This is a genomic window from Commensalibacter nepenthis (assembly GCF_029953305.1).
GTDB lineage: Bacteria > Pseudomonadota > Alphaproteobacteria > Acetobacterales > Acetobacteraceae > Commensalibacter > Commensalibacter nepenthis.
Window position 1 is genome coordinate 1,280,926 of record NZ_JASBAN010000001.1, and the last position, 14,678, is coordinate 1,295,603.

Consider the following 14,678-nt stretch of genomic DNA (forward strand, 5'->3'; position numbering starts at 1 on the left):
AACCACTATAAAAAGGAAATTAAGGTGATAACAAGTCATTTTTCTTCGAAAAAGAACGTTTCATCAAAAATATCCCTAGCCCTGCAGACAGCGTAAATAAAACTGCGCTCAGGATAATTTGCCCGGTATGACCGATACGAACCCCACCACCTAGTAAAACAAATACAATCGTCTGAGGCATACTACCTAAAATGGTCGCAGCTAGGAAAGGGAGGTACCCCACGCCAACAACACCAGCTGTTGTATTCAAAACGACTGAGGATCCCACTGGCATTAAACGACACATTAATACGGCACTAAATGGATTGCTTCTGATAAAATGACTGATTTTCTTTAACTTAGAATGTGCCAAATATTTTGCACCCCAATCTTTACCCAACCACAATGCCCAACTATAAGTAATTACTGCACCAACAATCGTTGCTATTGTTGCATATAAAAATCCCAACCAAAACCCGTACACAACACCTGCTGTTAAACAAACAACTTGCCTGGGAAAACCAACAGCACACATTAAAATCGCAATGAGTAAAAATATAATCTGTCCTTGAATACCACTTTTTAACAAACGATGATCTTTTAAAAATAAATCTAGCCCATGAAAATAACGTGCAAAAAAAGCAACAAGAATAATACCTAAAACCATCAAACAAGGTTTGTAAAACTGTTTTAAAATAGAAGTTAAATTTGACGACTTTACATTATTATTCATAATCTATCTTTTAATCACTATTTAAAAGTGCGACTTGCTAAAAGCTGTTTATAAGACTAAAAATCAAACTAGAATATGTTTTTTCTTATAAAATACAACCTTATAACCCTTATGAAAATAATTCTCTAGCCATGCAATATAATAAATCTATCTCAAACTGGTTATTTTTTATTTGTTTCATGCTCTTGTGCATGATTGCTCTTGGTGGATATACACGCCTGACAGGCTCGGGTTTATCTATTATGGATTGGAAGCCCATTACAGGGATGATTCCCCCGTTAAATCATGCAGAATGGGTCAGAGAGTTTGAGCTCTATAAAACTATTCCACAATATAAAATTATCAATGATGGTTTTGGTTTGGATGGCTTTAAACAAATTTTCTGGGCTGAATGGAGCCATCGTTTTTTAGGACGGTTAATCGGGTTTGTGGTTCTGTTGCCGTTGATCTATTTCATGATTAAACGCGCAATTACCAAAAAATTAGCCATCATCCTCTTTGTCATTTTTATTCTAGGTGGTCTGCAAGGTGGCATTGGATGGTTTATGGTTCATTCAGGCTTTCGTCCAGATAGTACAGCCGTTGAACCCGTTCGCTTAGTCCTGCATTTATCTTGTGCTATTGCCCTTTACATCGCAATTTTATGGACTGGACTTTCTGTCAGAACTCCTCAACCAGACCTTTCCTTGGATAAAAATACCATTAAACCAATACGCACTTTATTATGGATTGATATTGTTTTGCTCTGTATCACAATTATTGCGGGTGGTTTTACTGCGGGAACCCATGCAGGGCACTCATTCAATACATTTCCTTTGATGAATGGACACTTAATTCCCACTGATTATGCTTCTCTTTCTCCTTTTCTAAACAATTTTATCGATAACGTTGCGACCATTCAATTTAATCATCGTCTCTTGGCAACAATCACAGCGATTATGATTTTGATTACCCTTTTCCTAGGATTAAAAGCCCCATTAACAAAACATATCAAAGATTCATTGATGCTGATGGGATGGGCTGTACTTATTCAATATGTGCTTGGAGTCACTACATTATTATTGGTTGTTCCCGTATGGGCTGGAACCATTCATCAAACATTTGCTGTTATTTTACTGACAACTTTAATTATTGCTCTACATCGTACTCGTATTAAAAATGCAATTTCTTTATAATTTCTAACGCTTATTTTACATCAGGAAAGCTTATACCCTATGACGGATTCCATTAATGCCCTTACAATGACAGATGATCTTTTCTTTAATTCTGCCTCCAGTCAGTTGGATCGTAACAAAACTGAAAAATCGGTTCATAACACATTAAACGGTATGGATGATGGAGAGCTTTTCTTAGAATATTGCGAAAGCGAGATGATATCTATTGATGATGGGACTATTCGCACAGCCACAACCGATATTACTTCTGGTTTCGGTTTGCGCTCTGTTTTAGATACAGAAACAGGCTTTGCACATTCAAATGAACTGAACGATCAGGCATTAACTCGTGCTGGTGAAACTGTCAGCCAACTTAAAATGGGACGCAGTGGCACTATGTCAGACAATCCCATTGCAACCAATCAACGTTTATATCATCCAGAAAATCCTTTGCAACAAGGCAGCTTTTCTGCCAGAGCACATTTACTCCATGAAATTGATGCCTATGCTCGTGGCAAAGATAAACGAGTAGTGCAAGTCAGTGCGTCTATTTCTGGGGAATGGCAAGCGATTCAAATTATTCGCGCTAATCATTTTAGAACAGCCGATATTCGTCCGCTTGTTCGTCTGAATGTATCGATCATTACCGAAGAAGATGGACGCAGAGAAATTGGCTCTTATGGATGTGGTGGTCGTTATGGATATGATGAAATTACCCAGGAATCCCTTTGGAAATCAGCTGTAGACGAGGCTTTGCGTCAGTCTTTAGTCAATCAAAAAAGCAAACCTGCCCCTGCTGGGGAAATGGATGTTGTTTTAGGAGCTGGCTGGCCTGGAATTTTATTACATGAAGCGATTGGACATGGGCTTGAAGGTGATTTCAACCGTAAAGGCACCTCTGCTTTTGCGGGCTTGATGGGGCAACGCATTGCTGCCCCTGGTGTAACTGTCGTGGATGATGGTACGATTGCTAGTCGTCGTGGCAGCCTGAGCATCGATGATGAAGGAACCCCAACACAACGTACGACTTTAATTGAAGATGGAATTTTAACAGGATTTATTTATGATCGTCTCAATGCACGGTTAATGGGGAAACAATCCACAGGAAATGGACGCAGACAATCTTTTGCGTATACGCCTATTCCTCGTATGACCAACACCTTCATGATGGAAGGTCAAGATTCCCTTGACGATATGATTGCCAATACTAAACGTGGCATTTACGCGGTTAATTTTGGCGGTGGGCAAGTGGATATTACCTCTGGTAAATTTGTTTTTTCTACCTCTGAAGCCTATCTGATCGAAAATGGTCAAGTAACGCATCCTGTTAAAGGGGCAACCTTGATTGGCAATGGTCCTGATGCATTAACAAAAATTACCATGATTGGTAATAAAATGGAGCTTGATAGAGGCGTTGGTACTTGTGGCAAAGCAGGACAAGGGGTTCCCGTTGGCGTTGGACAACCAGCGCTTAAGATGTCAGGATTGACCGTTGGAGGAACTGACCTTTAATAATTGTCAATTCATAATCATAATAATATTGTCGATGTGAAAAATAGAGTGATGATGGGTTTTATAAATGCTTAACTTTTCGTCACTCTCGAATAGTCAGTTATTCTTTCGTGTGCTTTACTTCAATAGTTGACATTATTGTTCACACAGCAGATAATTTCCACATATTAATGTGTATAGTCTAGTATTTTATTTTCATTATTAGGTAATTCTTGATAATGTAAAACGGCTTGTATAATTCCATCCATTACCATTCTTGCAGCAAAGGGACGATAATGAATAGGATCCCAAAAGCTTGTCCTTTGTTGGGTAAAATGGTTTGGAATTGCAAAATCAATGACTGTGCTGTTCGGTGCAGTTCGTGCAACAGAGGCAATATACGCCTTGCATGACTTCCAACTTGTATCTGTCCACCCACCCTCTTTACCATAAAATTCAGCAGAAAACGGTGGAATAATAATAATTTTAATAGTCTCTTTGGGCAGCTTATCGATCATTCGCTTTAATCTAGGCAGGGCAGGATGAACGGGGATACGACCATTGGGTGATGAGTTATCTTCTTGGGTCCACTCTGCAAAAGTTTTGTTGACTTTGCTAGGATCATAGACAGAGGATATTGGTAGCAAAGGCGTATAGCCATCAGACCCATAACGCTGTTTTTTTAACCCGATTAACCATGCAAATTGATTGACTGCCTCTTGCAGTGCATATTGGTTCGCCATTTTTAAATATCCAATCCATACAGATCCTTCGTACATCCATAAAGGCATTGGTCTTGCAGAATGCTGTGGGTCTTCAAAGCACCATATATTATCGGTATTAAAAATCATGACTTTTGGATTGGGATGATGTTTAAAGAAAAGATTGAGCATCTTTTCTTGTTCCCAAGGTGTAGAAGCATTCATCGACAAATTGACAAAGTGCGCGTTAAAAGCTGGGTTAAGGATCGCAGGTTGTAAAGGACGGCTGGTAGAGGTGCCAAGAATAGCCGAATCAAATTTGGTATCGATGGCTAATGCGGGGAAGCTGTAGCGTGCATTGGTGGAAATAGGAATACGATGAAATGGAGGAGACAATGGCAGCATTCCCCATGGATCGACAATGATGATAAACAACCAAACTAACAATGTTGCGCCACCAGTAATGCCAAGAAAAATAAAAGCAAATTTACGCCAAGAATTAGAAACGGAAGTAGATGAAGGCATCAGGAATGCGTCCCCCAATCAAAAGAATGAAAAATGCAGCCGCAATGCCTCCAACAATGGCAATCCATTTCGAAGGACGTAGATAATTATTGATTAAATTTTGGCTGGCAGGGCAAAATAATACTAATAAGATAGCCAGATAAAAAATGATATTATGACGGATTCTATAGGTTCCAAAGCCATTTAATCCGATCATTGATTGCCAAATATGAGCTGCGGTTAAAAAACTTTCAGCACGAAACAACACCCAGCTAAATATCAAAAATAACAAGGTAACGATCCAAGCAATTGGCTTTGGCAAAGCGAAAGGTGCAATTTTCTTCCATCCATGATTAATTGTTAATCCAACGCCATGCATTCCTCCCCATGCGATAAAACTCCATCCAGCACCATGCCATAATCCTGCCAGTAGCATCGTGGTGATTAAGTTGCCACTTTGTCGAACAGGGCCACATCGATTGCCACCTAATGGAATATAAAGATAATCTTTAAGGAAACGAGATAATGTCATATGCCAACGTCGCCAGAATTCTTGTAGATTATGAGATTGATATGGGGCATTGAAATTATAAGGAAGTTGTAAACCAAATAGCAACGCAGTACCAATAGCCATATCTGAATAACCAGAGAAATCAAAAAAGATTTGTAAGCTATATGCAATCGCAGCAACCCATGCTTCGGTGATATTTAAAAGATGTCCTTGTGCGGCTTGATCGAACAAGGGATTACAGGTCATTGCAATACTCTCAGCAATGCCTGCTTTTTTAACCAAGCCGATCAGGATTAAACACAGCCCTTTGCTGATATTTTCCCATAATTGAGGATTAACAGGATTTTTCTCAAATTGAGGGATAATCTCATTATGGCGGACAATAGGCCCAGAAATAAGTTGCGGAAAGAACGTCACAAATTCAAAAAAATCAACAAGGTTATAAATATGTTTATCGCCTCGCCTTAAATCGATCAAGTAAGAGATTTTTTGAAAGACAAAGAATGAAATCCCCAATGGCATGATAATATTCCATGGGGTATGATGAATCCCGAACAAATGATCAATATTCTCAGTAAAGAAATTGGCATATTTAAAGAAACCCAGCATGGCAAGATTCAAAATTACACCGCTTGTTAGCCAGATTTTATTTAAATTCTTGCTGTATTGGCATGCAATTGCCCAATTAATCAACGTCAGTAAAATTAAGAAAGGGACAAAGTGCCAATTCCACATACCATAAAATATTAAAGAGGCTGTGATAATAATCAGCTGTCTTGCCATTCTGACTTGAGCAAAGCTATAAAAAGCAATAAGGAAAAGAGGAAGAAATAGAATTAGAAATTCTTGCGTGCTAAATAACATGGACTCATTTCATTGGAATTGAAAACTATAGTTCTTCTTTTAGCTGAATGTTGGCATGGTTGATGATCTGATCTTCATTTAAAAGATAAAGCGTATCAAGTAAAGCCATTTGCAAACTTCCTGGACCTTTGGCATGTTGCGTTGCAATATCTCCGGCTATACCAATTAAAGCCATAGCATGTGCTGATGCTGCTAAATTATTTGTTTCTACGGCTAAACATGCGGCAGTTATGGCGGTTGGGCTGCATCCTGATCCTGTTACCTTGGTCATCATAATATGTCCATTATGATTTTCTATGACCTGATAACCATCAGTAATATAGTCTGTTATCCGCTAATTGATACGATGGTTTGACAAGATAAAGCCAATTTTTTTGCCGCTTCTAAGGCTTGTTAAGGCGGGGCTTTACTATCAACGCCTTGACCACTATGATGGGACGCTTGCTGCGTATATAACGCATATAAAGCGACCAATTCCTACATTTAATGTAAATGGAGAATGGGGATATTTAAGAATTTCAGTAAATCCACTGTCTTACTTCCGAAAACCATATTATAAAGCGAATTATTTTCAAATGCACCCATAAATAAAATATCGATACATTGTTCCTGCACAGTACGGATAACGGTATCCTCAATATTTCCGCCCCCTAAAATAAAAGAGGAAATGACCTTATATCCAGCATCTGCCAAGGTATGATGCGCCCAATCCAATTCCTCTTGGCGTTCGTCGGTTTGATTGCCCGACATGATCAAATATAAAGGGATAGATAAACAGTATTTTTCTTGTGCTAGATGTTTTACAAGACGTTTAGAAATCTCGCTGCCACTGAATGCCAACATACTATTCTTGGGTGTCTTAAACTCTTCAGCAATCGTTAAAATCGGTTTATGCAGAGTACGCATAATTTGTTGAATACTTTTACCAATAACCTCTTGATGTTTTTGGGTTTGTTCACCTCGTCTGCCCATGACTAACAAATCAATTTTTGACTCATATTGAATAATCTTTTCAATAAAATAGCCATATTCTTCATGGATGCCCAATAATGATGGTTCTACACCATTTTCCAAGGCGCGTTTATAATAGGTATTTAATAGTTGGCGACGAGGGGTTTTTTGATTAATGTTATTTGTTTCATTTGGGGATGGACAATCGCCAATATGAAGTAACTCTAGCGGTTTGTTTAAAGTATTTGCAAACCAAGCAGCATAATCGGTTACGTAAGCAGAGTAGGTTGATTGATCGATACAAGCAACGATTTTCGTGTTTTCCATAAAGATATTCCTACCCTTCGTTATTGTAGAATTTATTGTTACCCATAATACGTAAATTAATCAAATATATTCATTGTTTATTATATAAAATTACTTGGGTGTTGCTAAAATAAATAGTGGTTCATCAGTTTATAAAAAAGAGCTATCCAGTTTATTGGAATAGCTCTTGTTGTATTAAGTCATTTTGTAATCAACACCAGGTTGTTTTAATCGAATAAAATAAGTCAGGACAGCAGCAAAATAATATAAAAGTCCATAAATAATAAAGACCCCATAATTCCCAAAACCAATAAAGTAAATAACAGATACTAAGGCATTCCCAAGGAATTGGCTCAGACCTCCCCCAAGGTTTTGAATAGAAACAGCAGCTCCTTTTCTTTCGGGGGCTAACATTGGAAAAATAGCCCCCATTGGAACAAAGGAGGTAATGGTTAATGCAAAAAAGAGCATTGCTGCGATACTAGCGTAAACATTTCCTGGAAATAAGGTTGGAATATAATACAATAAGATGGTTGCTGTTCCACAACCAACAAATCCAACCCAGCGCATTTGTTTTAACCACCCAATACGATCCCCAATAATACCCCACAAGACATTGGTAAACGGTTGAATTGGATAGATAAAAATACTGATTAACTGCCATTGATGTAAAGTAAACTGTCCACCATCATTAGCGGTCATAAAATTCGGTAAAACAACTGTTAGCACGCCAAAAAGAGAGAAATTACAAATTGCTCTGATAATCAGTGCAATGGCCAGATCTCGGCTACGAAAAACAAGGGTTAAATCACTGCAAATTTCGCCTACTCTGGTGCCGAATGACACGTGTACTTTTTGCTCTTTTTCACTTTTCCTTTCGGCAGGCGTTTTTAAGAGAAATATTGTAATTGCGGCACCAGCAGTTGCCCAAATTAATGCTTGCCACAGGGTAAATTCTTCCCCCATTTTTTCGACAAAGAAATAAGGAATGCAATAGCCGATAATACCATATCCAATGGTAAACATTGACCAAATCCAACCAACAGCAGAGGCGAGTTGATTATCTGGCGTTTCCTTGACTACCCAATAAAAGAATCCATAAAAGAATAAAGGATAGGCAAATCCTCTTAATCCATAAAAAGCAAAAATTGCGTAATAATTATGTGGAACAATCCCAAATTGCATAAACGCAGCATGCAAAATAATCCACATGATGACACCAATAATCATAATTCTTTTGGCACCAAAGGTTTCAGCAAAAACCCCTGATAACCAACTGGATATCGCAGCAGTCAATCCGTAAATGGAGAAAATTAAACTGCCTTTATCCTCGGCTATACCTAAATTATGATGAATATAATGAGCCAAAAAGCTCTGTTCAAAGCCATCACCAGCCATAAAAAGGGCAACAGCAATATATCCCCAAAAAAGGGAAACGGGCATGCCAATTACCATACGCGATTTTGCTTGGGAGTTACTCATTTGTCATATCCACAAAAAGAGAAATAATAATTAAGGGGAAAAAAGCCCGTCATAATCATCATTATTATGACGGGCTTTTAATAGTCAAAAAAGTAAAATGATTTATTCAACCAGTTGGATTTGTAGCTTTACATCATCAGGTTTTGCAGATGCTGCACGTTCAAATGCTTCAATTGCTTTTTCAAATGGATAAACGCCAGAAATCAACGGTTTTAAATTAACTTTTCCAGACGCAATTAAGCTAACGGCACGATCATATACATTTGCATAGCGGAAGACTGTTTCCATACGTAATTCTTTACTTTGTGCTGTAACCAAGTCAAATGGAACTTTGTCAACAGGCATTCCCACAAATACAATGGTTCCACCAGGTCTGACACAAGCAAGCAACGGATCGTAAGAAGAAGGATGTCCAGATGCTTCCAATGCTACATCGACGCCCCAATCTTTGCCACATTCAGCTTTAACCTTATCAACCAAGGATTCTTTGGTAATATTAACAGGGATTAATCCTTCATATTGACCTGCGATTGCCAATTTTGGTGCCGCAACATCGGAAATAAAGACTTTACTTGCACCTGAAGCTAATGCAGCTAATGCGGTTAAAATACCAATAGGACCACATCCAGCAACTAAACAAACATCTCCTGGCTTGATTTGTGCTTTGACACAAGCATGTACGCCAGTTGCAAAAGGTTCGACAAAAGCACCTTCGGCAAATGAAACATTATCTGGTAATTTAAATGTATAAGCAGCAGGATGAACAACAGTTTCCGTTAAACATCCATGAATAGGAGGGGTCGCCCAGAAACGCACATCAGGATCAACATTATAAATTCCCAGTTGTGTTGCTTTGGAGTGTAGGTTTGGAATACCAGGTTCCATACAAACACGATCACCAACTTTGAGATTGGTAACGTCTTTACCGACTTCGATCACTGTGCCAGAAGCTTCATGCCCAAGAACCATCGGTTCATTAACAACAAAAGGTCCAATTTTTCCATGTGTGTAATAATGGACGTCACTGCCACAGACACCAACATTATGGATTTTGATTTTGACATCGTTTGCCCCGACATGACTGGGTAAATCAATGTCACGAATGCTCAGCTTACCTTTGCTTTCTAAAACAAGAGCTTTTGCCATAAAAAACCTCCTAAAAGACGAGAAAAAACAGTGTTATAGCGATAGCACCAACCTCATCCCTTTAACAATCACAAAAAAGTGATTTCAATAAAAGAAAGATTAGATAGCTGAGTTATTCGTTAATTTATTTGATTTGGTATTTGCCAGAAAAACGCTTTGCCTACCATAAGGAAGCGTTTGATTATTCCCAAGTCATTAAGAGGTTAATAAGGAATTCTGTATCATCAAGCATAGGTTTTATTAGAATAATGGTTGCACTGATGACAAAAGCTTTGAACCAGTTTATAAGCTTAAGAATATGCATTTTGCCTCCTATAAAATTATTAAAGGTCAAACCCTAATAAATGAACTATGCTTTGTTATGTTACGTATTAAGTTATCTTTCTGAAAAACTTCAATATTTGTCTGATTTTATGATAGCATATTGAAAATTAAGAGCAATTTATTCTTTTACATATTTTGGTCAAAATCATGTGATATCATTATTATGGGTTATAATAATGAGTAATCAAGATGAAAATCTAGTCTGTTATAAAATACTTTCTGTTTAGACTGTGCAAACGATTCCAGAGGGTTTTAAAAATCGTCACAATACTAAAATGGGAACATGGGCAAAATTGGTAATTTTATCTGGCTATTTAACGATGGAATTTATGTCAGATGATGGAGAAACTACCGATCAAGTTGAATATTCGAAAGAGTAGCAAGCGCTCTTCATTAAACCGCAACATTATCATCAGATTGCGTCTTATAGTGAGGATATTCGTTGTCAACTTTCTTTCTATACCAAAGTGTCTGTCGTAAATGAAAAGCCATTCTTAAAAAATAGTTAAGAATGGCTTTTCATTCATATCAAACACTCAATTCTTAGGAAGAAATAGCTTTCTTTTCATAATAAGAAATACGTTCTACCTTAGGTGTTGAGCCACCACCAGAAAATTCAGAATCCAACCAGGCTTTAACAACGGTTTTTGCTAATTCTGGTCCAATAACTCTTTCACCCAAAGTGATGATTTGTGCATCGTTGCTTTTTCTGGCACGTTCAGCAGAAAATGTATCATGACATTGCGCTGCACGAATTCCGGGGATTTTGTTGGCAGTAATTGCCATGCCAATGCCTGTTCCACAAACTAAGATTCCGCGTTCATGTTTTCCTTCTCTGATTGCTTGACCTACAGACCATGCAATATCAGGATAGAAATTGGATTCACGATTGGCATCTGTGCTGTAATCAACGACTTTGATGCCGATGGATTCTAACCATTCCACAAGTGTATTTTTTAAATTAACCGCTGCATCGTCACAGCCAATAGCAATAGGTAACATTACTTTTTCCTACGGTTTAAAGTTGTTGTTAATTAAAATTCTTAATTCGCTCTTAATAAATATCACGAAGAGTTCAATTATAACATATAAAAAATATATAATTTTTCACTATAATTGTTCTTGTAGAACGAGAATTTTTCTTAATTTACCCTTGTTGTTCTAATAATCTTCAAAGTCAAATCACAAGTATTTTATTTGTATAAAAAACCAAATTGTTAAATGATGTCAGGCTAGAATTAAACCTATAAAATGTTCAAGAAAGAGTAACATGATGACAGAAGTTAAAACTGGCCCAGTTGCTAAATTAGATAATATTCCTAAAACGATGCGTGCGATTGTTGCATACGCGCCTGGCGATTATCGTTTTGAGGAAGTGCCTGTTCCTGAAATTGGACCAAATGAAATTTTAGTCAAGGTCGAAGCATGCGGTATTTGTGCAGGAGATATTAAATCTTTTGAAGGCGCACCAAGTTTTTGGGGCGATGAAAAACAGCCTGCTTATATCAAAGCGCCAATGATTCCAGGTCATGAATTTATTGGTCACGTTGTTGCTTATGGTGAAGGGATTAGCGATTTTAAATTAAATGATCGTATTACCTCTGAGCAAATTGTTCCTTGTTGGGATTGTCGCTTTTGTAATCGTGGTGAATATTGGATGTGTGAAAAGCACGATTTGTATGGTTTCCAAAAGAACGTCAATGGTGCAATGGCTGAATACATAAAACTTCCAAAAGAAGGGATCAATCACCATGTTCCTGATGATTTGCCAATGGAAAAAGCTGTATTGATCGAACCATACGCATGTTCAATGCATGCTGTGCAACGTGCAAGCGTTAAATTGGGCGATGTTGTTGTGCTTTCTGGTGCAGGTACGCTTGGTTTAGGGATGATTGGCGCAATTAAAAAATCTGGTCCAGACAAATTGGTTGTTCTTGATTTAAACGAAGATCGCCTTGCTATGGCTAAAAAATTTGGTGCGGATATTGTGATGAACCCAGCTAAGGAAGATGTGGTTCAAAAAATCAAAGATATGACCGAAGGCTATGGTTGCGATATTTATATTGAAGCAACAGGTGCTGGTAAATCTGTTGAACAAGGATTGGCGATGATCCGTAAATTGGGTCGTTTTGTTGAATTTTCAGTGTTCAAAGACCCTGTGGCTGTAGATTGGAGCATCATTAGTGATCGTAAAGAGTTGGATGTATTGGGATCTCATTTAGGTCCATATTGTTATCCAATGACGATTAAAGGGATCCAAAATGGAGATTTCCCAACAGAAGGCGTTGTAACACACGTGTTTGCATTAGAGGACTATCAAGAAGCCTTTGGGTTAATGAAAAAAGGTGTTGGTTCTTTGAAAATTGTTTTGGATCCAAATAGAAAATAACTATTTTGGCCGATACAAAGCCTAGCGGATGGCTAGGCTTTTGTTTATAAGGGAAGAGTGTATGGGCAATATAATAAATAAAATCTTTGTTTCACCAAAATTGATGCTGGGTTATTTTGGGGTGATGATTTTTATGGCTGGTGAAGGTTTAGAACTTAACTGGTTACCTGACTATTTACAGCATAATGGTATGACTGAGGCTCAAACGGGTCTGATTTACACAATCTATGGACTGATGGTTGCCATTTCATCATGGTTTTCTGGCGTTTTGGCAGAAATCTTTGGTGTCAGACGCGTTATGTTCATAGGACTGGTTTTATTTTATATTGGTTCATTCTTCTTTCTGACCTTTGGTATCCCTACAAATAGTTTATATTGGATAATTCCGACTTATGCTGTTCGCGGGTTGGCTTATCCATTATTTGCTTATGGATTTTTGGTGTGGGTTGCTTATGAAGCCCCCGCAGAACGTTTAGGCTCAGCAGTTGGAATTTTTTGGTTTATGTATTCTGGCGGTGTTGCGGTAATTGGTACTAAATATTCCGATATTATGTTGAATTATTTTCACATGCAGCATTTGCATCTATTATGGACTGCATTAATTTTCGTCACATTGGGTGCGATTATTGCTTTGGCTCTAAGTGGCGGTGATTCTTCTGGCAATAATAATCGAAAATCAGAAAAAGCATCTTTTTCTTATTTACTTAATGGATTAACAATTTTAGCCAAGAAACCAAAAGTTGCAATGGGCGGTATTGTTCGTATAATTAATACCAGTGCTGCTTATGGTTTTCCTGTATTTATTCCAGCACTTTTAATTGCTGAAAGTTATGACAAAGCTGTTTGGTTGTCTGTTGTTTTCTGGTTATGGATGACCAATGTTGTCTTTAATTTGTTGTGGGGTATTATCGCAGACAGATTGGGTTGGCGTAATGTTGTGATGTGGTTTGGTTGTGTTGGCTGTGCGATTACAACATTCTTATTCTATTATGCGATAACATCACATGCATCAGTTTTAACAATTACAATTATTGCCAGTGTTTATGGTTGTTTTCTTGCTGCGTTTGTTCCGTTATCTGCAATTATGCCAATGTTGGCTCCAAATGACAAAGGTGCAGCGATGTCTATCCTTAATTTTGGCGCAGGGATGAGTTATTTCTTTGGATATTTTATTGTAACCTTGTTTATTTCTTCTATTGGCAGTGGTGGCGTGATTTATATCTATACAGCATTATATGTGGTCGCTGCTGTATTAATGATTTTTGTAAATGTGAAACAGCCTTCTGGAGATAGTGTTGAGCATGAGTTAAGCGTTGCAGTTAAAGAAGCTTTGTAAATTGTTAATAATTTGATCGTAAGGGATAAAATAATGTCTCAAAAAGAAATGTTTGATTTATCTGGTAAAGTTGCCGTTATTACGGGTGGTGGTGCAGGTATTGGCAATGAAATTGCCAAGGCATATTTGGAAAAAAATGTCAAAGTTGCATTACTAGATCGTGCAGAAAATATTGCAGAAATCGCCAAAGAATTAAGTGCAGACAATGTGATTGGATTACAACTTGATGTAACTAAAAAAGATCAAATTGATCAAACAATCAAAAGAGTCGTCGATCATTATGGTCGTATTGATATTTTGGTGAATTGCGCTGGCGTCGCAATATTAGATGCGGCTGAAGATGTCAGTGAAGAAGGTTGGGATGCAACGATTGCAATTAATTTAAAAGGTACATTTTTTGTTTCCCAAGCTGTCGGTAAGGTGATGTTGAAACAAAAACAAGGTTCAATTATCAATTTTGCGTCTCAAGCAGGCGTTGTTGCCCTTCCAAACCACCTGTCCTATTGTGCCAGCAAAGCTGGGGTTATTGGGTTAACCAAAGTATTGGCTTTGGAATGGGGGCCTTCTAATATTAATGTGAATTCGATTTCTCCGACTGTTGTATTAACGGCAATGGGTAAAACCGTATGGGCTGGTGCTGTGGGTGATGAATTTAAAGCAAAAATTCCATCACGCCGCTTTGCCGAACCTGAACAAATTGCTGCTGCTGCTGTTTATTTAGCAAGTAGTGAAGCATCCATTATTAATGGTGCAAATTTAGTTATTGATGGTGGTTTTACAATTCAGTAAGATAATCACATATTTGTT

Annotated in this window: 14 protein-coding genes; 6 read left to right on the forward strand and 8 right to left on the reverse strand. The window is 37.7% G+C overall.

The window, feature by feature from the left end; genetic code table 11:
* Positions 1-19 precede the first annotated feature (19 nt).
* The gene (locus QJV33_RS05925; protein ID WP_281462451.1) at positions 20-712 is read right to left on the reverse strand and encodes a TVP38/TMEM64 family protein; all 693 of its coding nucleotides are present in this window, start codon (positions 710-712) and stop codon (positions 20-22) included.
* Between the two features lie 131 nt (positions 713-843).
* Between QJV33_RS05925 and QJV33_RS05930 the strand changes: the two genes are divergently transcribed.
* Both QJV33_RS05930 and tldD read left to right on the forward strand, forming a co-directional pair.
* Complete coding sequence (locus QJV33_RS05930) at positions 844-1,887, forward strand: COX15/CtaA family protein (protein WP_281462452.1); 1,044 nt, start codon at positions 844-846, stop codon at positions 1,885-1,887.
* Between the two features lie 39 nt (positions 1,888-1,926).
* On the forward strand, positions 1,927-3,378 hold the full coding sequence (gene tldD / locus QJV33_RS05935; protein ID WP_281462453.1) for a metalloprotease TldD: 1,452 nt from the start codon (positions 1,927-1,929) through the stop codon (positions 3,376-3,378).
* A gap of 167 nt (positions 3,379-3,545) precedes the next feature.
* Here tldD and QJV33_RS05940 read toward each other — a convergent pair whose 3' ends face one another.
* The 6 genes from QJV33_RS05940 to QJV33_RS05965 form a co-directional block, all read right to left on the reverse strand.
* The gene (locus QJV33_RS05940) at positions 3,546-4,583 is read right to left on the reverse strand and encodes a hypothetical protein (protein ID WP_281462454.1); all 1,038 of its coding nucleotides are present in this window, start codon (positions 4,581-4,583) and stop codon (positions 3,546-3,548) included.
* Positions 4,558-5,937 carry an MBOAT family O-acyltransferase gene (locus tag QJV33_RS05945; protein WP_281462455.1) on the reverse strand — a complete coding sequence of 460 codons (1,380 nt, stop codon included), beginning with the start codon at positions 5,935-5,937 and terminating at the stop codon, positions 4,558-4,560. Before QJV33_RS05945 ends, QJV33_RS05940 begins: the two co-directional genes overlap by 26 nt.
* Before the next feature lie 25 nt (positions 5,938-5,962).
* Positions 5,963-6,268, reverse strand: a complete 306-nt coding sequence (locus tag QJV33_RS05950; protein WP_346771136.1) for a hydroxyethylthiazole kinase — start codon at positions 6,266-6,268, stop codon at positions 5,963-5,965.
* 152 nt (positions 6,269-6,420) lie between these two features.
* Positions 6,421-7,215, reverse strand: coding sequence for a universal stress protein (locus QJV33_RS05955; RefSeq protein ID WP_281462456.1), 795 nt, complete (start codon positions 7,213-7,215; stop codon positions 6,421-6,423).
* 174 nt (positions 7,216-7,389) lie between these two features.
* A complete protein-coding gene (locus QJV33_RS05960) occupies positions 7,390-8,676 on the reverse strand; it encodes an MFS transporter (protein ID WP_281462457.1) in 1,287 nt (428 codons plus the stop codon).
* A gap of 102 nt (positions 8,677-8,778) precedes the next feature.
* Entirely contained in the window at positions 8,779-9,822 is a 1,044-nt protein-coding gene (locus QJV33_RS05965; protein WP_281462458.1) for an NAD(P)-dependent alcohol dehydrogenase, read from the reverse strand.
* A gap of 554 nt (positions 9,823-10,376) precedes the next feature.
* Between QJV33_RS05965 and QJV33_RS05970 the strand changes: the two genes are divergently transcribed.
* Positions 10,377-10,526 carry a DUF1971 domain-containing protein gene (locus QJV33_RS05970; RefSeq protein WP_281462459.1) on the forward strand — a complete coding sequence of 50 codons (150 nt, stop codon included), beginning with the start codon at positions 10,377-10,379 and terminating at the stop codon, positions 10,524-10,526.
* 163 nt (positions 10,527-10,689) lie between these two features.
* On the opposite strand, the gene rpiB is transcribed toward QJV33_RS05970, so the two are convergent.
* Complete coding sequence (rpiB, locus tag QJV33_RS05975) at positions 10,690-11,148, reverse strand: ribose 5-phosphate isomerase B (RefSeq protein ID WP_281462460.1); 459 nt, start codon at positions 11,146-11,148, stop codon at positions 10,690-10,692.
* A 268-nt stretch (positions 11,149-11,416) separates the two neighbouring features.
* Between rpiB and QJV33_RS05980 the strand changes: the two genes are divergently transcribed.
* The 3 genes from QJV33_RS05980 (at position 11,417) to QJV33_RS05990 (ending at position 14,660) form a co-directional block, all read left to right on the forward strand.
* Entirely contained in the window at positions 11,417-12,535 is a 1,119-nt protein-coding gene (locus QJV33_RS05980) for an MDR/zinc-dependent alcohol dehydrogenase-like family protein (protein WP_281462461.1), read from the forward strand.
* Positions 12,536-12,596: 61 nt separating this feature from the next.
* The gene (locus QJV33_RS05985; protein ID WP_281462462.1) at positions 12,597-13,871 is read left to right on the forward strand and encodes an MFS transporter; all 1,275 of its coding nucleotides are present in this window, start codon (positions 12,597-12,599) and stop codon (positions 13,869-13,871) included.
* A gap of 33 nt (positions 13,872-13,904) precedes the next feature.
* Entirely contained in the window at positions 13,905-14,660 is a 756-nt protein-coding gene (locus QJV33_RS05990) for an SDR family oxidoreductase (RefSeq protein WP_281462463.1), read from the forward strand.
* Positions 14,661-14,678 lie beyond the last annotated feature (18 nt).